This window comes from Mycetocola sp. Y171 (assembly GCF_056713165.1).
The window spans coordinates 327,026-346,097 of sequence record NZ_JBWYGX010000001.1 but is presented as its reverse complement, the minus strand read 5'-3'; the positions used below and the strand labels follow the sequence as shown (position 1 = coordinate 346,097).

Sequence of the window (19,072 nt, the reverse complement as noted above, 5' to 3'; positions counted from 1 at the left end):
GCCTAGGCGAGGTCAGTACTGGGCCGGCTTCATGAACGTCGCCAGCAGGCGCTGGAGCGAGTCCAGCCGTGCCGCCCCCGTGTCGCCGAGCTCACCGGCTTCCACCGCTTCCACGATGGCGCAGTCGGGCGCATCAGGCAGGTGGGTGCAGCCGCGCGGGCATCGTTCGGCCACCTCTTCGAGGTCGGAGAAGGCGCGGAGGATGTTTGCCGGGTCGATGTGACCGAGCCCGAACGAGCGGACGCCGGGGGTGTCGATCACCCAGCCGGTGCCCTTCTGGCCCTCGATCCGGTACGACACCGTCGATGACGACGTGTGGCGCCCGCGTCCGGTGACGGCGTTGACGTGGCCGGTGGCCCGCTGTGCGCTGGGGACGAGGGCGTTGACCAGGGTGGATTTACCCACCCCGGAGTGGCCGACGAAGACGGTGTCGTGATCGACGAGCGCTTCGGTGATCTCGGCCAGGGGCATCCGGTCGGTCGAGCTGGTGAAGACGGTGAGGTCGAGGCCGGCGAAGTTGTGCAGGAAGTCGGTCGGATCGGCGAGGTCGGTCTTCGTGATGCAGAGGATGGGACGGATGCCTGCGTCGAGTGCGGCGATCAGGTAGCGGTCGACGAGGCGCTCACGGGGCTCGGGGTCGGCTGCGGCAACGACGACGAGCATCTGGTCGGCGTTCGCCACGATGACGCGCTCGACCTCGTCTGTGTCGTCGGCGCTTCGCCGGAGGAGCGTCGTGCGCGGAACGATCCCGACGATCCGTGCGAGCGTTCCCTCATCGCCTGACAGGTCGCCGACGACACGGACACGGTCGCCGTTGACGACTGCCTGCTTCCTGAGCTCTGAGGCGCGGGACGCGGTGATGCGGCGTTCGTCACCTGTGCCCTCGTCGAGCAGGACGGTGTACCGGCCGCGGTCGACGGCGAGGACGCGTGCCGTCTCGGCGTCGTTGTGCTCCGGGCGGGTCTTCGTGCGCGGGCGGTTGCCCTTGCGGTTCGGCCGTACGCGGATGCTCGACTCGTCGAACTCGGGTTCGTCGTCTGCCTCTCCGGTGTCCCACCAGCTCATCCGAGGACGGTCCCGGAGAGCATCGACGTCCAGAGTTCCGGGAACTGGGGCAGGGTCTTGGCCGTCGTTGCGATGTTCTCGATGACGACACCGGGAACGAGGAGCCCGACGATCGCGCCCGTCGTGGCCATCCGGTGGTCGTGATAACTGAGCCAGGTCCCGCCGTGCATCGGCCGTGGTTCCACGAGGAGCCCGTCCTCCAGCTCGGTCACGTTGCCGCCGAGCTTGTTCAGCTCAGACGCGAGCGCGGCGAGGCGGTCGGTCTCGTGGTGGCGGATGTGCCCGATCCCCGTGATCGTCGACGGCCCGTCGGCGAACGCCGCGATGGCGACGAGAGCCGGCGCGAGTTCCCCCGCGGTCGTGAGGTCGAGGTCGACACCGCGGATGCTGTCGCCGCCGGTGACGGTGAGCCGGTCGCCGGTGAGGGTGACGGTGGCGCCGAACCGGGGCAGGATCTCGATCAGTTCTGCGCCGACCTGGGTGGTCTCGGCTGGCCAGCCCGTGATCGTGACGCTGCCGCCTGTGACGACGGCTGCCGCGAGGAACGGGGCCGCGTTGGAGAGGTCGGGTTCGATGTCGACATCGAGTCCGGAGATCGTTCCCGGTTCCACTCGCCACACACCGACGGAGGGGGAGGAGACGGGGACGCCTCTGGCAGCGAGAGCTGCAACGGTCATCTCGATGTGTGGCAGGCTCGGCAGGCGCTCACCTGAGTGAGTGAGGGTGAGCCCGTCGTCGAAACGGGCGGCCGCGAGAAGCAGGCCGGAAACGAACTGGCTGGAGCTCGAGGCGTCGATGGTCAGCTCGCCGCCGCCGACGCGGCCCGTTCCATGGACCGTGAACGGAAGCGAACCGCGTTTGTCGTCGTTGATGTCGACGCCGAGTTCGCGGAGCGAGGAGATCATCGTCCCCATCGGCCGTCCCCGTGCGGCCTCGTCCGCGTCGAATGTCGTCGGTCCGAGTGCAAGTGCCGCGACCGGCGGCACGAAGCGCATCACGGTTCCGGCGAGCCCGCAGTCGACGGTGGTCGACCCGGTCAGTTCGCCGGGGGTGACGAGCCAGTCGGGTCCGAAGCTGCCCGTGGCATCCGCCTCGGTGATCGTTGCGCCGAGTGCGCGGAGCGCCTCGACCATGTTCTGGCTGTCCCTGGAGTGAAGCGGGGAACGCAGAAGCGACGGCGAATCGGCGAGTGCAGCGAGAACGAGTTCGCGGTTGGTCAGCGATTTCGACCCGGGCAGGGAGACGGTTGCCGAGACCGGCTCCGTGCTCTCGGGCGCGGGCCAAGACCCGTCGCCGTCCGGCTGGTGCCGGTCGCCGTACAGGTCGAACTCCGGGGCGGAATATTTCGACTCAAGCATTGTTCTTCTAATGTATCGAGGATTTCAGGAGAAAGGGCGTGCGCCGCATGGCGACAGCAGTGCTTGAGCGACCCAGCGGAACGGTTGCGGACGTAGACTTGCCCGTGATGACCACCGTCGACGAAGCACCCACGCCCGAGCCGGAGAACGATCCGCGCGCCCTGTTCGAAGAACAGGCGCTGCCGTTCATCGACCAGCTCTATGGCGCCGCGATGCGCATGACCAAAAACCCGTCCGACGCGCAGGATCTCGTTCAGGAGACCTTCGTGAAGGCGTATGCGGCGTTCGGCCAGTTCCAGCAGGGGACGAACCTCAAGGCCTGGCTGTATCGCATACTCACCAACACCTACATCAACATCTATCGCAAGAAGCAGCGCGAGCCGTACCAGGGCACCATCGATGACCTCGAGGACTGGCAACTGGGCGGCGCTGAATCGACCACCGCATCGAGCTCCCGGTCGGCCGAGGCCGAAGCCATCGACCATATGCCGGACAGCGCGGTGAAGGATGCCCTCCAGGCCATTCCTGAGGACTTCCGACTTGCGGTCTACCTGGCGGACGTCGAGGGCTTCGCCTACCAGGAGATCGCCGACATCATGAAATCACCCATCGGGACCGTCATGAGCCGCCTGCATCGAGGCAGGCGCATGCTGAGGGACCTGTTGGCCGACTACGCCCAGGAGCGCGGTATCGACACCGGCAGGGCAGGAGCGAAAAAATGACCGACTGCGGATGCGACAAAGCGAAACGCGACCTCGAGGAGTACCTCAGGCACGAAGTGTGCTCGACGAACGCCTCGGACATCCGGGAGCACCTCGAGCACTGCACATCGTGCCAGGAGGAGGCCCTGCTGTCGCGGACCCTCACCGAGGCCGTGCAGCGCGCCTGCAAGGAGACCGCTCCTGAAGACCTGAAGCTTCAGGTCCTGGCGAAGCTTCGGTCTGCACAGGCTGCGCATTAACTCAACCTTTTGATCGACGCGCGCGAAGCACAGTGCCGCGTAACGTCGATGGTGTGATCAAGACTCCTGCCCCCGTCCGAGACTCGCGCGTCCCCACCTGGCTGCGCGTCCTCATCCCCGTCGCCCTCATCTTCGTCTGGTTCGGACTCTTCGGGGCAGGTGGAGCGAGCTTCGGGCAGATCAGCGCCGTGAGCACGAACGACCAGTCGCAGCAGCTGCCCGCAAGCGCTGAGGCGACAAAGGTGCAGGAGCTTCAGTCGGAGTTCCGAAGCGACGACGTGATCCCCGCCCTCGTCGTCTACCAGCGCGACGGCGGCCTCACCGACGCCGACCTCGCGCAGATCGATGACGACATCGCCGCATTCGGCGACGTCGACGGTGTGCTGGCGGAGGACAGCTCACCGGCCATCGCTTCCGAAGACGGCGAAGCCGCCCAGGTGGTCCTGACCCTCGACACCGACGTGAAGGTGGCCGACACGGTCGAGGCGCTCCGCGGCATCCTCGACGAGAACGCCGTCGACGGGCTCACCAGCGCGATCACCGGACCGGCAGGACTCACCGCAGACCTCACCGGCGCCTTCGCAGGTATCGACGGGCTGCTCCTCCTTGTCGCCCTCGGAGCCGTTTTCGTCATCCTCGTCATCGTGTACCGCTCGCCCCTTCTCCCCGTGCTCGTGCTCTTCTCGAGCCTCTCCGCGCTGTGCGCGTCGATCCTGGTCGTCGTCCAGCTCGCCAGGGCCGATGTTCTGCTGCTCAGCGGGCAGACCCAGGGCATCCTGTTCATCCTCGTCATCGGCGCTGCGACGGACTATTCACTGCTGTACATCGCGCGGTTCCGCGAGGCACTCGTCACCCAGCCGACGAAGTGGACGGCGACCTGGGCGGCACTCAAGGGCTCGTGGGAGCCGATCCTCGCCTCCGGCGGAACCGTCATCGCCGCACTGCTCCTGCTGCTCTTCTCTGACCTGAACTCCAACAAGTCACTCGGCCCCGTCGCATCCATCGGCATCGTTTTCGCTCTGCTGGCATCGCTCACTCTTCTGCCCGCGTTGCTGTTCTGGGCAGGCAGGGTCGCCTTCTGGCCCGTGCGCCCCAAGGCGCGGCCGGCGAACGACAACCCGGTCGGCGACGACAAGACCGGGTTGTGGCCGTGGCTGGCGCGACTCGTCGCCCGGCGGCCACGGGTCATCTGGATCTCGAGTGTTCTGCTCCTCGGAGTCCTCTCACTCGGGATGTTCCAGCTCAAGGCGGACGGGGTCGCCCAGAGCGAGTTCGTCCTCGGCGAATCGCAGGCTCGTGACGGCCAGGCCGTCCTCGCCGATCACTTCCCGGCCGGCTCCGGTTCGCCCACCGTGATCATCGCTCCGGAGGACACTCTCGACGAGGTCGCCGGCATCGTACTCGAGACCGACGGCGTCGACTCGCTCACCGTGCTCTCCTCCGATTCACCGTCCGGGTCACTCCCCGTCACCGACGATGGCATACAGCCGCTCGGGCCCCCAGGGACCCCCGTTCCCGACGTGACCGTCGTCGACGGCACCGTCCTGCTGCAGGCCACCCTCGATGACGCGGGAGACTCAATCGCCGCCGAGGACGTCGTCGTCGACCTGAGGGAGCAACTCGCCGACGTGTCGACGGGGGAACCACCCGTCCTGGTCGGCGGGACGACGGCCATCGCCCTCGACTCCAACGAGACGGCCATCCACGACAGGAACCTGCTCATCCCGCTGATCCTCGGAGCGATCACGATCATCCTCATGCTCCTGCTGAGGTCGATCGTCGCTCCGCTGCTCCTGATCGCGAGCGTCGTCCTGTCGTTCGCGGCCACCCTCGGGGTCTCCGCCTGGGTGTTCAACGGGATCTTCGAGTTCCCGGGAGCCGACCCGTCCGTCCCCCTGTTCGGATTCGTGTTCCTCGTGGCGCTGGGGGTGGATTACAACATCTTCCTGATGACGCGCGTGAGGGAGGAATCGAAGAAACACGGGACGAGGCAGGGCATCCTCCGCGGCCTCGCCGTGACCGGTGGCGTGATCACGTCTGCCGGGCTCGTCCTCGCCGCCACCTTCGCGGCGCTGGGAGTGATTCCGATCCTGTTCCTGCTCCAGATCGCCTTCATCGTGGCTTTCGGCGTGCTGCTCGACACGTTCCTCGTCCGGACCCTGCTCGTACCTGCGCTGAGTTACGACATCGGCAGGGCCATCTGGTGGCCGAGCAGGCTGTCGCACCGCCGTGCAGTACCGAAGCACCTCGACACAGGCGAACACGCCGACGAGCCGGTCCTCGCGTCGCCGCGAGGCTGACCCTGCCGTCAGTGGGTCCCGGCTCCGTCGTCGAGTTGCGCGAGCCGGGACTCCTCCAGGTCGAGGATGCCCTGCGCACGCTCCATCACGCGTGAACTGTACGCCCCGGTCGCCCTGGCGTCGAGCAGTGCGCCGCGTTCGGCCTGGAGGACCCGCTGGCGCAGGGTCCTATGCTGCTGGTGCGGCCCGGGACGTCCGTCGCCCGCGTCCTCGGCGAGGGACTCGCCACGCATGATGCTGTCCTCGCGCACCCGCTCGATCACCTCGGGGCCGAAGTCTCCTCCGTTCGCCTCCAGCAGGTCCGGGTTGTCGAGCGTCGACATCCCCACGGCAGAGATCTCATCGATGAGGGCGGCCAGTTCGGCGCGGTCCGCGGCCGCGTCCGTGCCGACGATCCCGAGTGCCCGGATCAGGAGAGGGAGGGTTCCGCCCTGGACCAGCAGCGTCACGACGGCGACGGTGAAGGCGATCAGGACGAGCTGGGGGCGGTAAGGGATGTCCGTGGGCAGCGACTGCGCTGCGGCGAGCGTCACCACGCCGCGCATGCCCGACCAGGCCAGTACGGCGCCGCCGCGCCAGCCGAGCCCTTCTGAGGTGAGGAAATCGACGTCCGCCCGCTTGCGGGTGACCAGCAGGCGAAATCGTGAGAGTCGCTTGCTGTCCTGGGCGGTGTCCGAGGCGTCCAGTCGGCTGAGCATGACGTCGAGGTGCTTGCCGTGGGTCTTCGCCCGCCGCTGGTCGTGGCGGAGAAGGGCGACGAGCGGCACGACGAACACGATCCGGATGAGAATGAGCACAACGGTGGCCGCCAGGCCGATTCCCACAGCGTGCCACACACCGAGATTGTCGTCCTGGACCTGTTCGACGAGCGACTTCAGCTCGATGCCCATCAGGAGGAAGACGCCGTTCTCGAGCACGAACTGGGCCGTGCGCCAGTTGATCCGCTCAGAGATCCGGTCCTGAGCGCTGAAGAACCTCGCACTGTTGTGCCCGGTGACCAAGCCGGCAACGACGACAGCGAGCACGCCGGACGCGCCGATCTCCTCTGCGGGGATGAATGCGAGGAACGGCACCGCGAAGGAGATCGTGGTGTTGAGCACGGGATCATGGAGCCGGGAACGGACCCAGACCGTGACCAGCCCGACGACCAGGCCGACCACGACGGCGGCGGTGACCGCGTAGAGGAAATCGCCGGCGATTTCGGCGAGTGAGACGGCCCCTGCCGTCGCCGCGATGGCGGACCTGAGCAGGACGAGGGCGGTCGCATCGTTGACGAGACCTTCGCCCTCGAGCACGGTGACCAGCCGAGGGGGCAGACCGAGCCGCTTGCCGATCGACGTCGCCGCGACGGCATCCGGTGGGCTGATCACGGCACCGAGGGCGATCGCAGCCGGGAGGCTCAGGTCGGGAAGCAACAGGTGGAGCATGGCCCCGCTCACCAGCGCCGTGACGATGACGAGGAGCACCGACAGACCGGTGATGGCTTTGAGGTTCCTGCGGAAGTCGACGAGCGGCACGTTCACGGCCGATGAGTACAGGATCGGCGGGAGAACCACAGCGAGGATCAGCTCAGGGGGGAAGTCGAAGGCGGGAACGCCGGGAAGGAAGCTCACGACGATGCCGACGACGACGAGGATGAGCGGCGCTGACACCCCGACCTTGGGTGCGAAGCGGGCGACCACCACGATGGCGAGGAGTCCGAAGAGGCCCAGAAGCGCATACTCCATAGCTCAAGATTATGACGCTGCGGGCCCGGAATTCGCCGGAGGCAGGCCGGTCAGCCGGTCCGGCCGTCGAGGAAGGCCAGGGTTTTCGTGAGGGCGGTCTGTGCTTCGACCGAATCGAGGTGGAACTGGAACTCGTGCGGCAGTGCGGGTTCGTGGCCGGCCGGCCAGAAAAGCTCAGTGACCTCGACGCCCCTGGCCTTCAGTTCCCTGCCCATCGGCACCGACTGCAGCCAGGTCAGCCGGTCACCGTTGCCGCCGCTGATGAAGGTCGGCGGGAAATCCTGAGTCACCGCGTCGATCGTCGACATCGTTGCGCCTGCAGCGGTGTCCGACCAGTCCCTGGTGCCGGTGTACCCCCACAGGGCGATCTTGAAACCCCACGCCGTGACGCCTGTGAGGTCGGCCATGGCGCGGAGATCGTAGACACCGCAGTGCAGAATCGTGGCGACGAGCTGGTCGCGGGAGAGCGCCGGATCGATACCCATCAGGTGCGCATAGTCCGGGTTGGTGGTGAGCGCCGCGAGCTGGCTGGCGAGCTGGGCTCCGGCGGAGTCGCCGGCGAGAACGATCGTCGCCGGATCGACGTCGAGTTCGGCGGCGTGCGCGGTGATCCAGCCGAGGATGTCATTGAGTCCGCTCACCGCGGTCGGATACGCGGCCTCGGGGGCGAGCGGGTAGTTCAGCCCGATCGTCGTGTACCCGTGTGAAGCAAGGATCCGCAGGTACGGCCGCACGTCGGCTGAGCTGCCGGACAACCAGGCGCCTCCGTGGATCCAGATCACCGTCGGCAGCGGGCCTGTGGAGTCTGCGGGGGAGAACCGGTCGATGCTGCCGCCGCCATCGCCGGCGGGCATCCCGATGTCCTCGACGAGAGGGGTGTCCGGGACGTGCGGTTCCATCTCGTCGACGAGCGCCCGAGCGCCCGCTTCGAAGACGCCGCGGATGAGCAGGGCAGACGGCCACGGGGTGAGCGACGCAATGAGGGCGAGCAGCAGGACGACGGCCACGGACCCCGAGATGCTGGTCGCCGCGCGCGAGTATGCCGGACCGCGTCCGAACAGCGACCGTCTCTGATCTAACGCCATGCCAACCTCCGAGAACCCAGTGTCGCAGAATGGCCGGCCCGGCAGGTGCCGGAAACGGAAGACGGGCGCCGGCTGATGCCGGCGCCCGTCTTCCTGAGTGCTGTTCCTAGAAGGTCAGCGCCTCAGAGAGGAGCTTCGCCTGCTCGGCCGCGTGACGCTTGGCCGAGCCGGTCGCCGGTGATGCCGCAGCGGCGCGTGACACGACGCGGACCGAACGGCTCCCGAGGTGCTTCGACGCTTCGAGAGCGATGAACGGCCAGGCGCCCTGGTTCTCCGGCTCGTCCTGCACCCAGACCAGTTCGGCATTAGGGTACCGGGAGGTCACGGCCTTCAGCTCGGCGATCGGCAGCGGGTAGTACTGCTCGACTCGCACGAGGGCGATGGAATCGTTCGGCTTCTTATCGAGTTCTGAACGCAGGTCCCAGTGGATCTTCCCCGCGTGGAGGAGCACCCGCTTCACCGACGACGGGTCGGTGATGCGGGCATCGTCGATCACGGGCTCGAACTTGCCGCTGGTGAAGTCCGACACCGGGCTCGATGCCCCGCGCAGGCGCAGCATCGCCTTCGGGGTGAACACCACGAGCGGGCGGCGCGGGCGGGCGTAGGCCTGCCGGCGGAGCAGGTGGAAGTACGACGCCGGAGTCGACGGCCGTGCGACGGTCATGTTGTTCTCGGCGCAGAGCTGGAGGTAACGCTCGATCCGCGCAGACGAGTGGTCTGGCCCCTGGCCTTCGTACCCGTGCGGAAGCAGCATGACGACGCTGGAGCGCTGGCCCCACTTCTGCTCGGCACTCGAGATGAACTCGTCGATGATGGTCTGGCCGCCGTTGGCGAAGTCGCCGAACTGGGCCTCCCACAGCACGAGCGCGTCAGGGCGCTCCACCGAGTAGCCGTACTCGAAGCCGAGGACCGCGTACTCCGAGAGCAGCGAGTCGTAGATCCAGAACCTGGCCTGGTTGTCTGCGAGGTTCGCGAGCGGCAGCCACTCCTGGCCGTTGATCCTGTCATGCAGGACGGCGTGGCGCTGGACGAACGTGCCGCGGCGGGAGTCCTGACCGCTGAAGCGGACGGGGGTTCCCTCGATGACGAGCGAGCCGAACGCGAGAAGCTCGCCGAACGCCCAGTCGATGGCGCCGTTGCGGCTCATCTCGAGGCGCTTCTGCAGCAGCTGCTGCAGTTTCGGGTGCACGGTGAAGCCGGCCGGCTTGTTGTTGAAGCCGTCTCCGATTAGCTGGACGACGGCCTCGGGGACGCCGGTGGTTTCCGGTTCGCCCGAGTAGCCGTCTTCGTCCTGGTCGTCGATGATGACGGGGGTGGATGCCGTCTGCGCCGCGTGGGTCTCCATGAAGGCCCGCTCGAGGCGGTCCTGGAAGTCGCGGTGCGCTGCCTCGTACTCGTCCTCGGTGATGTCACCGCGGCCGACGAGGGCCTCGGTGTAGAGCTTGCGCACGCTGCGCTTCTGCTCGATGAGGTTGTACATCAGCGGCTGCGTCATCGACGGGTCGTCGCCCTCGTTGTGACCGCGGCGACGGTAGCAGATGAGGTCGATGACGACATCCTTCTTGAATTCCTGACGGAACTGCAGTGCCAGCTCGGCGACGCGCACGACCGATTCGGGATCGTCGCCGTTGACGTGCCAGATCGGAGCCTGGATCGTCTTGGCCACATCGGTGGAGTACACCGAGGTGCGACCTTCGCCAGGGGGAGTGGTGAAGCCGACCTGGTTGTTCACGACGATGTGGATCGTTCCGCCGGTGCGGTAGCCGCGCAACTGGGACAGCTGCATGGTCTCGAGCACCACACCCTGGCCGGCCATGGCCGCGTCACCGTGGACGAGGATCGGCAGGGTCGAATACGTCCCGATCGGCTGGCGGTCCTGCTTGGCACGGACGATGCCCTCGAGGACCCCGTCGACGGCTTCCAGATGGGAGGGGTTGGCCGCGAGGTAGACCGGGAGCTCCGAGCCGTCAGTGGCCCGGAAAGTCCCCTCGGTGCCGAGGTGGTACTTGACGTCACCGGAGCCGGAGTTCTTGGAGTTGTTCGTTCCCTCGAACTCCTGGAAGATCTGCCCATAGGTCTTGCCGGCGATGTTGGTGAGCACGTTGAGCCGGCCGCGGTGGGCCATGCCGATCGCGACGCCGTCGAGACCGGACTCGGCAGCACCCTGGAGGATGGTGTCAAGCAGCGCGATGGTCGACTCGCCGCCCTCGAGGCTGAACCGCTTCTGGCCGACGTACTTCGTCTGCAGGAACGTCTCGAACGCTTCGGCTTCATTGAGCTTGCCGAGGATGCGCATCTGCTCGTCATGACGCGGCTTGGCGTACGGCCGCTCGACCTTTTCCTGGATCCACTTGCGCTGACCTGGGTCCTGGATGTGCATGTACTCGAGCCCGATGGTGCGGCAGTACGAGTCGCGCAGGAGGCCGAGGATGTCGCGGAGCTTGGACTGGCGCTTGTCGCCGAAACCTCCGGTGACGAACTCGCGGTCGAGATCCCAGAAGGTGAGGCCGTGGTTGAGGATGTCGAGGTCGGGGTGCGAACGCTGCACGTACTCGAGCGGGTCGACATCGGCCATCAGGTGGCCGCGCACACGGAACGAGTTGATCAGTTCCTGCACCCGCGCGGTCTTGTTGACGGTGTCGCTGAGGTCGACCGAGATGTCCGGTGCCCAGTGGATCGGGTCGTAGGGGATCCGCAGCGCGGCAAAGATGTCCTGGTAGAACGTCTTCGACCCGATGAGATTCTCGTGGACCTTCTTGAGGAACTCGCCCGAACCCGCGCCCTGGATGACGCGGTGGTCGTAGGTCGAGGTGAGCGTGATCGTCTTGCCGATGGCCAGCTCGACGAGCGTGTGCTCGCTCGCACCCTGGAACTCGGCCGGGTAGTCGAGGGCCCCTGCACCGATGATGCAGCCCTGGCCCTTCATCAGGCGGGGAACCGAGTGCTCGGTGCCGATTCCGCCCGGGTTGGTCAGCGACACCGAAGCGCCCTTGAAGTCGTCTGCGGTGAGCTTGTTGCTGCGCGCCCGGGTGACGAGGTCCTCGTACGCCGCGAGGTACTCGCTGAAGGTCAGCGTCTCGGCGTGCTTGATCGCCGGAACGAGAAGAGCGCGGGTGCCGTCAGGCTTCGGGATGTCGATCGCGATGCCGAGTCCGATGTGCGCGGGGGAGACCACGCTGGGCTTGCCGTCGACGACGTCGTAGAAGACGTTCTGGCTCGGGAACTCCTTGAGCGCCTGGATGAGCGCCCAGCCGATGAGGTGCGTGAAGCTGACCTTGCCGCCGCGGGCACGTTTGAGGTGATTGTTGATGACGATGCGGTTGTCGATCATCAGCTTCGCGGGGATCGTCCGAACGCTCGTCGCCGTCGGGACGGTCAGACTGGCATCCATGTTCGTCGCGAGCGACTTCGCCATACCTCGCAGTGGTGCGACCGTGTCGACCGGTTCGGCGGTGTCGGCCGATGTCTCCGCCTGAGTCGGTTTCGCCGGTGCCTTGCGCGGGGCATCGGCGGGAATCGGAGCGGCCTTCGGCTGGACCGACGTCGTCTTCGCGACCGGCTGTGAGCCGATCACGGGAATCGGGGCAGTGATGGGATGAGCCGGGATCTCACCGGTCGACTTGTCGCCCTTGACAGGTTGATAGCTCTCGAGGATCGGCCACCAGGACTTATCCACCGAGTTCTTGTCGACGATGTACTGCTCGTACATTTCGTCGACGAGCCATTCATTGGCTCCGAATTCTCCCGACGAACCGTCGTCAGTTCCCACTCCGGTCAACTGGCTTGACACCGCCAGACCACCACTCTCTTACGTCGATGTGAGTACGACAACGACATCCGTGGGAAGCGTTGCCAGATCCGTGTTCAAGCCTAATCCCTTAAGCGGAAGCTGCGGCCCGCTTGCGTGATGGGTAGCGTGGTCGTATGGAGTTCTACGGAGACGCACCGACTTTCGATCTCACCTACTCGGACGTGTTCCTCGTCCCGTCCCGATCGGGTGTGTCGAGCCGCCTCGACGTGTCGCTCGCGCCGGGGGACGGCACAGGGGCGAAGCTCCCGATCGTGTCGGCCAACATGAACTCGGTCACCGGCCCGCGGCTCGCGGCGACGCTCGCCAGGCGCGGAGGACTCGGGGTCCTTCCCCAGGACATGCCGCTGCAGCGACTGGATGCCGCAATCCGCTGGGTGAAGGAACGTCCGGTCGAATTCGACATCCCGATCGAACTGGGCAGGGAAGCCACGGTGGCCGAGGCGCTCTCCCTCCTCCCCGCTCTGGCCGGCCACGGCATCGTCATCACGGAGGCCGACGGCGGATACGCCGGGTGTCTCCACGCCACGGACCTGGAGCACGCCCTCCCCGACGCCAGGCTGGGCGATCTACTGCACGGGTCCCTCGCCTCGATCGACGCCGAAGACGTCACCGACCCGCGTGCCGCATTCGACCTGCTCGTCGCCGCCGACCTCGATTTCGCCCCCGTGCTCCGCCACGGGAAGCTCGTCGGCACGCTGAGCCGCACATCTGCGCTCCGTTCGACGCTCTACTCGCCGTCCGTCGACGCATCCGGCCGTCTGCTCGTGGCCGCCGCCATCGGCATCAACGGCGATGTCGCGTCCAAGGCCCGCGCGCTCGCCGCTGCCGGGGTCGACACCCTCGTCATCGACACGGCGCACGGACACCAGGAGGGGATGCTGCGCGCGCTCGCAACGGTGAAGGGGCTCGGGCTCGGGATTCCCCTCGTCGCAGGCAACGTCGTAACGGCGAGCGGCGTCTCCGACCTCGTCGCCGCCGGCGCCGACATCGTCAAGGTGGGCGTCGGCCCTGGAGCCATGTGCACCACTCGCATGATGACCGCCGTCGGGCGCCCGCAGTTCTCGGCCGTGCTCGAGACCGCAGAGACCGCGCGCGACCTCGGTGCCCACGTCTGGGCGGACGGCGGCGTGCGCTACCCGCGCGACGTCGCACTCGCACTCGCCGCAGGGGCCGCGTCTGTGATGATCGGCTCCTGGTTCGCGGGGACGGTCGAAGCCCCCGGCATCCTGAAGACGGATGCGTCCGGCCGGCTGTTCAAGGAGAGCTGGGGCATGGCGTCCACGAAGGCGGTGCAGGAACGTTTCGGCAGGCTCGACCCCTACGAGCTCGCGAGGAAGACACTGTTCGCCGAGGGGATCTCGTCGTCGAAGATCTACCTCGACCCCGCCCGTCCGTCGCTCGAGGACCTGCTCGACATGATCATCTCGGGGGTGCGGTCGTCGTTCACCTACGCCGGCGCAGCGTCGCTCGCCGAGTTCAGGGAGCGATCACTCGTCGGCCTGCAGTCGGCATCCGGCTACGAAGAGGGCAAGGCGCTACCGGTGTCCTGGTAGCGGTCGCGCTGCACCGCCCCTGCAGCGAACCCCCACTCCGTGCTGCGTATAATTGAGCGCACAATGGACGACCCCCCTCCTGCCAGTTCGCCCGAAGCCCATCAACCCGTCTCGCCTGCGCGGGAGTTGACCCATGTTTGAGTGGATCCTCCTCGGTGTCGGCCTGGCTCTGACCGTCGGCACCGGCCTCTTCGTCGCCAGCGAGTTCGCTCTCGTCAACCTCGACCGATCCGACCTCGAAGCCCGACAGGCGAAGGGGGAGACCAGGCTCGGCATGACCATCGCCGCGCTGAAGATCACCTCGACGCACCTGTCGAGCGCCCAGCTCGGCATCACGCTGACCACCCTGCTCACCGGTTACACGATGGAGCCGGCCATCTCCACGCTCCTCACCCCGCCGCTCACGGCTCTCGGGATCCCCGAGGGAGCGGTCACACCGATCGCCGTGACCGTCGCGATCACCGTGGCCACCCTGCTGTCGATGATCATCGGCGAGCTGGTTCCGAAGAACTTCGCCCTCGCGCTCCCCGTGCAGACCGCGAAACTCGTCATCCCGTTCCAGACCGTGTTCACGACGGTGTTCAAGCCCGCGATCGTCGTCCTCAACGGCAGCGCCAACGGCATCCTGCGTTCGATGGGCATCGAGCCGAAGGAAGAACTGTCCGGCGCCCGCACCGCAGAGGAGCTGTCCAGCCTCGTCCGACGGAGCGCTGGAGCAGGAACGCTGGAGAGCGACACCGCGACCCTGCTCAACCGGACCCTCCAGTTCGCGAACCACACGGCGGACGACGTCATGACGCCGCGGCCACGAGTCGAGTCCGTCCGCCGCAACGAATCCGCGCAGGTCGTCGTTGACCGTGCCCGCACAACGGGTTACTCGCGTTTCCCGGTGATTGACGAGGACGCGGATGACGTCGTCGGTCTCGTCCACGTCAAGCAGGCCATCGCGGTCCCCCGTGACAGGCGGGCGGATGTTCCGGTCTCGGCCCTGCAGTACGACATCGTCCGCGTGCCTGAGACCATGCGGCTCGACGCGCTCCTCGAGGAACTGAGGGGCCGGGGCTACCAGATGGCCGTCGTCGTCGACGAATACGGCGGAACCGCAGGCATCGTCACCCTCGAGGACCTCGTCGAGGAACTCGTCGGTGAGGTCGCAGACGAGCACGACCGCACCCGCGCCGGTGTCGTGAAGACGCTGGGCTCGATCGCATTCCCCGGAAGCCTGCGCCCGGATGAACTGCTGGAACGCACGGCGATCACCGTGCCTGAGGACGGACCGTACGAGACCGTCGCCGGCTTCGTGATGAGCGAACTCGGTCGACTTCCGCTGATCGGCGACGAGGTGTCGATCGACTCGGGCACGTTGCGCGTCGAACGCCTCGACGGTCGCAGGATCGACCGCATCCGCTTCACCCCCCACCCCGCCGAGGAGGGCGAAGACGATGAGTGATTGGGCAGGAATCGCCTGGCTGTTCGTGCTGCTCGCCGGCAATGCGTTCTTCGTCGGCGCCGAGTTCGCCGTGATCTCGGCCAAGCGGTCGCAGATCGAGCCGCTCGCCGAGCAGGGCAAGCGGAGCGCCATCACGGCGCTCTGGGCCATGGAACACGCCACCCTCATGCTGGCGACCAGCCAGCTGGGCATCACGGTGTGCTCGCTGCTCATCCTCAACGTGTCCGAGCCGGCCATTCACCACCTCCTCGAGGTGCCGTTGCAGGTCACCGGCCTGCCGGAGGAAGCGGTCGGCACGATCGCGTTCATCATCACGCTGCTGCTCGTGTCGTATCTCCACGTCGTCTTCGGTGAGATGGTGCCGAAGAACCTGTCGTTCTCGCTGCCTGACCGGGCGGTGCTGCTGCTCGCCCCTCCTCTCGTCTTCGTCGCGCGCGTCTTCAAGCCGGTGATCTGGTCGCTCAACGCGGTCGCGAACGCGGTTCTGAGGCTGTTCGGGGTCGAACCGAAGGACGAGGCCACGTCGACGTTCACCCTCGACGAAGTCGCGAACATCGTCAACCAGTCCACGAAGGAGGGTCTGCTGCTCGATTCGACCGGCGCCCTTCTCGCGGCGTTCGAGTTCACGAACAAGACCGTGATCGACGTCGCGATCCCGGTGGACAAGCTCGTCACGCTGCCGGCGGACACCACGCCTGCGCAGGTCGAGCGTGCCGTCGCCAAGCACGGGTTCTCGCGATACGTCGTCGTCGACGCCGACGGCCTGCCGAGCGGCTACCTGCACCTCAAGGACATCCTGCGGCTCGAGTCGACCGCCGAGGCCGGCGATGAGGACAAGCCGGTGCCGGCGAAGCGCATCCGTCAGCTCGTGTCGATCTTCCAGGACACCGACCTCGAGGACGCCCTCGCCATCATGCGCCGCTCCGGGGCGCACCTGGCGCGCGCGTTCAACACCGAGGGGGAGACCACCGGTGTGCTGTTCCTCGAGGACATCATCGAAGAACTGGTCGGCGAAGTTCAGGATGCCACGCAGCGCCGCTGAGCACGACGGCGTGTCCCGTCCGCGACGCGGACGGACACACCGGCTCAGGCCGTGACGCGGTAGGGCGCCCGACGGTACTGCCCCGGCGTGGGGTCCTGGGCCTCCAGCAGCGCGGCAGCGCGGAGGGCGAAGTGCGGGTCGCGAAGCGCCTCCCGCGCGATCATGACCGCGTCGGCGCGACCCGAACGGACGATGTCCTCGGCCTCGAGCGGGTCCGTGATGAGCCCGACCGCCGAGACCCTCACCTGGGCGTTGTCCTTGACGGACGAGGCGAACGGCACCTGGTAGCCGGGTGAGAGCGGGATCTGCGCTCCGGCGACCGCGCCGCCGGTGGAGATGTCGAAGAAGTCGACGCCGGCATCCTCCGCCCAGCCGGCGACCGTGGCCGTGTCGACGTCGTTCCAACCCCCCTCGACCCAGTCGGTCGCCGAGAACCGGACCATGAGAACCGTCTCGCCGATGACGGCACGCACGGCCTCGATCACGCGGAGGAGGAAGCGGGCCCGGTTCTCCAGTGACCCGCCGTAGGCGTCGGTGCGCGTGTTGACGAGCGGCGTGAGGAACTGGTGCAGCAGGTAGCCGTGGGCCGCGTGCAATTCGATCACGTCGAATCCGGCGTTCACCGCGCGGGTCGCTGCGACGGCGAACGCCGCCACGATCTCATCGATCCCGGCCTCGTCGAGGGCGACAGGAGCGGCGAAGTCGCCGAACGCCGCGTCGGTGGGTCCGACTGTCTGCCAGCCCCCGTCCGACACCGGCACGCTGCCGCGCCTGTCGGTGCCCCACGGGGCAAACGTCGAAGCCTTCCGGCCGGCGTGGGCGAGTTGGATGCCGGCCGCTGAGCCCTGGCCGCGGATGAAACGGACGACGCGTTCCCACGCCGCCGCCTGCTCGTCGTTCCAGATCCCGGTGTCCTGCGGTGAGATGCGGCCGTCAGGGGTGACCGCCGTCGCCTCAGCGAAGATCAGCCCGGCGCCCCCGATGGCGAACTGGCCGAGGTGGACGAGCTGCCAGTCGGTGGGGATGCCGTCTTCCGCCTCGACGGAGTACTGGCACATCGGGGAGATCCAGAGGCGGTTGCGCAGCGTCAGGGCGCGCAAGGTCAACGGTTCGAATAGAGCGGACATTGTTACTCCTGGTCGGCGAGCGTTGTGAGGAAGGCGCGGAGCCCGGCGGCATCCGTGAACACGTGCCCGGTGACGCCGAGCGCCTCGGCACCCTCGACGTTGGTGGCTTTGTTGTCGATGAAGATGAGCTGGTCGGGGGTGACGCCGAGTTCGGCAGCGACCTCGAGATAGATGTCGGCGGACGGTTTGAGCTTGCCCATCTCGGCGCTCACGAACATGCGCTCGAAGAACCGGGCCATGGGGCCGCCGCGCAGGTAACCGCCGTACTCCTCGGCCGCGTTCGAGAGCAGAGCCACGCGCGTGCCTCCGTCGTGGAGCTCGGCGATGATGTCGAAGACCTGCGTATCGATCGACAGCCAGCTGCGGTAGTCGGTGATCCAGAGCTGGTGGATGTGCGAGTCGGACCAGTCGGTTCCGAGGTCGTCTGCGATCCGTCTCCAGTAGTCGTGGGTGGACAGGCGCCCATGATCGAGGGCGTCCCTGTGCCTCCAGTACGCCGGCCAGAATGGCTCGGCGTCGACCCCTGCAGCGTGTTCGACGGCGGTGCGGTCCGCATCGCTCGGCGACCGCGAGATGACTTCCCCGTAGTCGAACACGACTACACGCCCTGGGATCCGAATCGCCATGAATACCGCCCTCCTGCCAGAATTCAACCTATCGTGAAGGGATGGAGAATCTTCCCGGAGCACACCGGATGCCGTGGGGCGAGCGAGATGCGGCAGCGTGCATCGCGGTTCCGACAGTTGCCAGCGACAAATACAGCCGCGGCGTCCTCGGCGTCGTCACCGGTTCGAGCGCATTCCCCGGTGCTGCCGTTCTCGGTGTGGAGGCCGCGGCGAGGACCGGACTCGGCATGATCAGGTACCTCGGCGATGCCACAGAAGCGGTCATCGCCCGACGCCCCGAGGTGGTGTCCGCGCCGGGGCGCGTGCAGGCCTGGCTGATCGGTTCGGGCACCGACTCACAGGACCTCGGGCTGCTCGGCGCGCTGTTCTCGGACGCCCTGGCGTCGAGCCAGCCCGTCGTCGCCGATGCCGGGGCGCTCGAGAGTGTCGCGCTCGCTCCGCGCCCAGGGGTGATCGTCACACCGCATTACCGCGAACTGTCGAGGATGCTGGCCGCTGCGGGGACGACAGTGGACGTGGCTGGCATCGCTGCGGCGCCCGACCGCTGGGCGGCGCGGGCGGCACGTCAGCTGGGCGTCACGGTGCTGCTCAAAGGCTCGACCACGTGGGTCGCAGAACCGGACGGCCAGGTGCTCTCCGTGTCGATCGCCCCTCCATGGACGGCGACGGCGGGCTCGGGAGACGTGCTGGGCGGAATCCTCGGTGCGCTCCTCGCCACGCACACCGATGCGGCGGCGGAGCCCGGCATGACCGCGCGGATCGCCGCAAGCGCTGCGGTGATCCACGGGCTGGCGGCCTCGATCGCGTCGCGCGGGGGACCGATCGTCGCGCTCGACATCGCCGAGCGGGTTCCGGATGCCGTCAGGCGGCTTCTCAGCGCCGAACCGGCGTGACCCTGGTTTCACAGGCTCCTCACAGCCGCCGCAACGAAGAGCTTGTGACACACGGGTTAGCGTTGCCAACGGCA

At 67.3% G+C, this 19,072-nt stretch carries 14 protein-coding genes; 7 read left to right on the top strand and 7 right to left on the bottom strand.

Features of this window, described 5'->3' with window-relative positions; all coding sequences use genetic code 11:
* Window positions 1-12: 12 nt before the first annotated feature.
* Window positions 13-1,065, bottom strand: a complete 1,053-nt coding sequence (rsgA, locus tag AC1M2K_RS01715; RefSeq protein WP_480237688.1) for a ribosome small subunit-dependent GTPase A — start codon at window positions 1,063-1,065, stop codon at window positions 13-15.
* Window positions 1,062-2,423, bottom strand: a complete 1,362-nt coding sequence (gene aroA / locus AC1M2K_RS01710; RefSeq protein WP_480239593.1) for a 3-phosphoshikimate 1-carboxyvinyltransferase — start codon at window positions 2,421-2,423, stop codon at window positions 1,062-1,064. The genes rsgA and aroA overlap by 4 nt, the downstream gene beginning before the upstream one ends.
* Window positions 2,424-2,470: 47 nt before the next feature.
* Here aroA and AC1M2K_RS01705 point away from each other — a divergent pair, with 47 nt between their 5' ends.
* The 3 genes from AC1M2K_RS01705 to AC1M2K_RS01695 are packed head-to-tail and all read left to right on the top strand — an operon-like array spanning window position 2,471 to window position 5,684.
* Window positions 2,471-3,145 carry a sigma-70 family RNA polymerase sigma factor gene (locus AC1M2K_RS01705; RefSeq protein ID WP_480237686.1) on the top strand — a complete coding sequence of 225 codons (675 nt, stop codon included), beginning with the start codon at window positions 2,471-2,473 and terminating at the stop codon, window positions 3,143-3,145.
* Complete coding sequence (locus AC1M2K_RS01700; protein ID WP_480237685.1) at window positions 3,142-3,384, top strand: alpha-ketoglutarate decarboxylase; 243 nt, start codon at window positions 3,142-3,144, stop codon at window positions 3,382-3,384. The genes AC1M2K_RS01705 and AC1M2K_RS01700 overlap by 4 nt, the downstream gene beginning before the upstream one ends.
* 53 nt (window positions 3,385-3,437) lie before the next feature.
* Complete coding sequence (locus AC1M2K_RS01695; RefSeq protein ID WP_480239592.1) at window positions 3,438-5,684, top strand: MMPL family transporter; 2,247 nt, start codon at window positions 3,438-3,440, stop codon at window positions 5,682-5,684.
* Between the two features lie 8 nt (window positions 5,685-5,692).
* Here AC1M2K_RS01695 and AC1M2K_RS01690 read toward each other — a convergent pair whose 3' ends face one another.
* The 3 genes from AC1M2K_RS01690 to AC1M2K_RS01680 all read right to left on the bottom strand — a co-directional run bounded on the left by AC1M2K_RS01690 (window position 5,693) and on the right by AC1M2K_RS01680 (window position 12,286).
* Window positions 5,693-7,411, bottom strand: coding sequence for a cation:proton antiporter (locus AC1M2K_RS01690; RefSeq protein WP_480239591.1), 1,719 nt, complete (start codon window positions 7,409-7,411; stop codon window positions 5,693-5,695).
* Between the two features lie 50 nt (window positions 7,412-7,461).
* Window positions 7,462-8,496 (bottom strand): alpha/beta hydrolase, encoded by a 1,035-nt coding sequence (locus tag AC1M2K_RS01685; protein WP_480239590.1) that lies wholly within the window; start codon window positions 8,494-8,496, stop codon window positions 7,462-7,464.
* 106 nt (window positions 8,497-8,602) lie between these two features.
* A complete protein-coding gene (locus AC1M2K_RS01680; RefSeq protein WP_480239589.1) occupies window positions 8,603-12,286 on the bottom strand; it encodes a multifunctional oxoglutarate decarboxylase/oxoglutarate dehydrogenase thiamine pyrophosphate-binding subunit/dihydrolipoyllysine-residue succinyltransferase subunit in 3,684 nt (1,227 codons plus the stop codon).
* 134 nt (window positions 12,287-12,420) lie between these two features.
* Here AC1M2K_RS01680 and guaB1 point away from each other — a divergent pair, with 134 nt between their 5' ends.
* From guaB1 to AC1M2K_RS01665, 3 genes are all read left to right on the top strand, one after another.
* Window positions 12,421-13,860: a GMP reductase gene (guaB1, locus tag AC1M2K_RS01675; protein ID WP_480239588.1), complete on the top strand. Its 1,440-nt coding sequence runs from the start codon at window positions 12,421-12,423 to the stop codon at window positions 13,858-13,860.
* A gap of 133 nt (window positions 13,861-13,993) precedes the next feature.
* Window positions 13,994-15,310 (top strand): hemolysin family protein, encoded by a 1,317-nt coding sequence (locus AC1M2K_RS01670; RefSeq protein WP_480239587.1) that lies wholly within the window; start codon window positions 13,994-13,996, stop codon window positions 15,308-15,310.
* Complete coding sequence (locus AC1M2K_RS01665) at window positions 15,303-16,352, top strand: hemolysin family protein (protein ID WP_480237678.1); 1,050 nt, start codon at window positions 15,303-15,305, stop codon at window positions 16,350-16,352. Before AC1M2K_RS01670 ends, AC1M2K_RS01665 begins: the two co-directional genes overlap by 8 nt.
* 44 nt (window positions 16,353-16,396) lie before the next feature.
* Here the strand turns inward: AC1M2K_RS01665 and AC1M2K_RS01660 are convergent, their stop codons facing one another.
* The gene (locus tag AC1M2K_RS01660; protein WP_480239586.1) at window positions 16,397-17,479 is read right to left on the bottom strand and encodes an NADH:flavin oxidoreductase/NADH oxidase; all 1,083 of its coding nucleotides are present in this window, start codon (window positions 17,477-17,479) and stop codon (window positions 16,397-16,399) included.
* 2 nt (window positions 17,480-17,481) lie between these two features.
* Window positions 17,482-18,105, bottom strand: coding sequence for an HAD family hydrolase (locus tag AC1M2K_RS01655; protein WP_480239585.1), 624 nt, complete (start codon window positions 18,103-18,105; stop codon window positions 17,482-17,484).
* Window positions 18,106-18,146: 41 nt separating this feature from the next.
* On the opposite strand from AC1M2K_RS01655, the gene AC1M2K_RS01650 reads away from it, so the two are divergent.
* The gene (locus tag AC1M2K_RS01650; RefSeq protein WP_480239584.1) at window positions 18,147-18,998 is read left to right on the top strand and encodes an ADP-dependent NAD(P)H-hydrate dehydratase; all 852 of its coding nucleotides are present in this window, start codon (window positions 18,147-18,149) and stop codon (window positions 18,996-18,998) included.
* Window positions 18,999-19,072: the final 74 nt, after the last annotated feature.

Excerpts from the sequence above, each read along its gene's own strand:
- AC1M2K_RS01660 (WP_480239586.1), bottom strand. The coding sequence starts at position 17,479 with ATGTCCGCTCTATTCGAACCGTTGACCTTGCGCGCCCTGACGCTGCGC.
- AC1M2K_RS01650 (WP_480239584.1), top strand. The coding sequence starts at position 18,147 with ATGGAGAATCTTCCCGGAGCACACCGGATGCCGTGGGGCGAGCGAGAT.
- AC1M2K_RS01665 (WP_480237678.1), top strand. The coding sequence starts at position 15,303 with ATGAGTGATTGGGCAGGAATCGCCTGGCTGTTCGTGCTGCTCGCCGGC.
- rsgA (WP_480237688.1), bottom strand. The coding sequence starts at position 1,065 with ATGAGCTGGTGGGACACCGGAGAGGCAGACGACGAACCCGAGTTCGAC.
- guaB1 (WP_480239588.1), top strand. The coding sequence starts at position 12,421 with ATGGAGTTCTACGGAGACGCACCGACTTTCGATCTCACCTACTCGGAC.
- AC1M2K_RS01670 (WP_480239587.1), top strand. The coding sequence starts at position 13,994 with ATGTTTGAGTGGATCCTCCTCGGTGTCGGCCTGGCTCTGACCGTCGGC.
- aroA (WP_480239593.1), bottom strand. The coding sequence starts at position 2,423 with ATGCTTGAGTCGAAATATTCCGCCCCGGAGTTCGACCTGTACGGCGAC.
- AC1M2K_RS01700 (WP_480237685.1), top strand. The coding sequence starts at position 3,142 with ATGACCGACTGCGGATGCGACAAAGCGAAACGCGACCTCGAGGAGTAC.
- AC1M2K_RS01705 (WP_480237686.1), top strand. The coding sequence starts at position 2,471 with ATGGCGACAGCAGTGCTTGAGCGACCCAGCGGAACGGTTGCGGACGTA.
- AC1M2K_RS01685 (WP_480239590.1), bottom strand. The coding sequence starts at position 8,496 with ATGGCGTTAGATCAGAGACGGTCGCTGTTCGGACGCGGTCCGGCATAC.
- AC1M2K_RS01655 (WP_480239585.1), bottom strand. The coding sequence starts at position 18,105 with ATGGCGATTCGGATCCCAGGGCGTGTAGTCGTGTTCGACTACGGGGAA.
- AC1M2K_RS01690 (WP_480239591.1), bottom strand. The coding sequence starts at position 7,411 with ATGGAGTATGCGCTTCTGGGCCTCTTCGGACTCCTCGCCATCGTGGTG.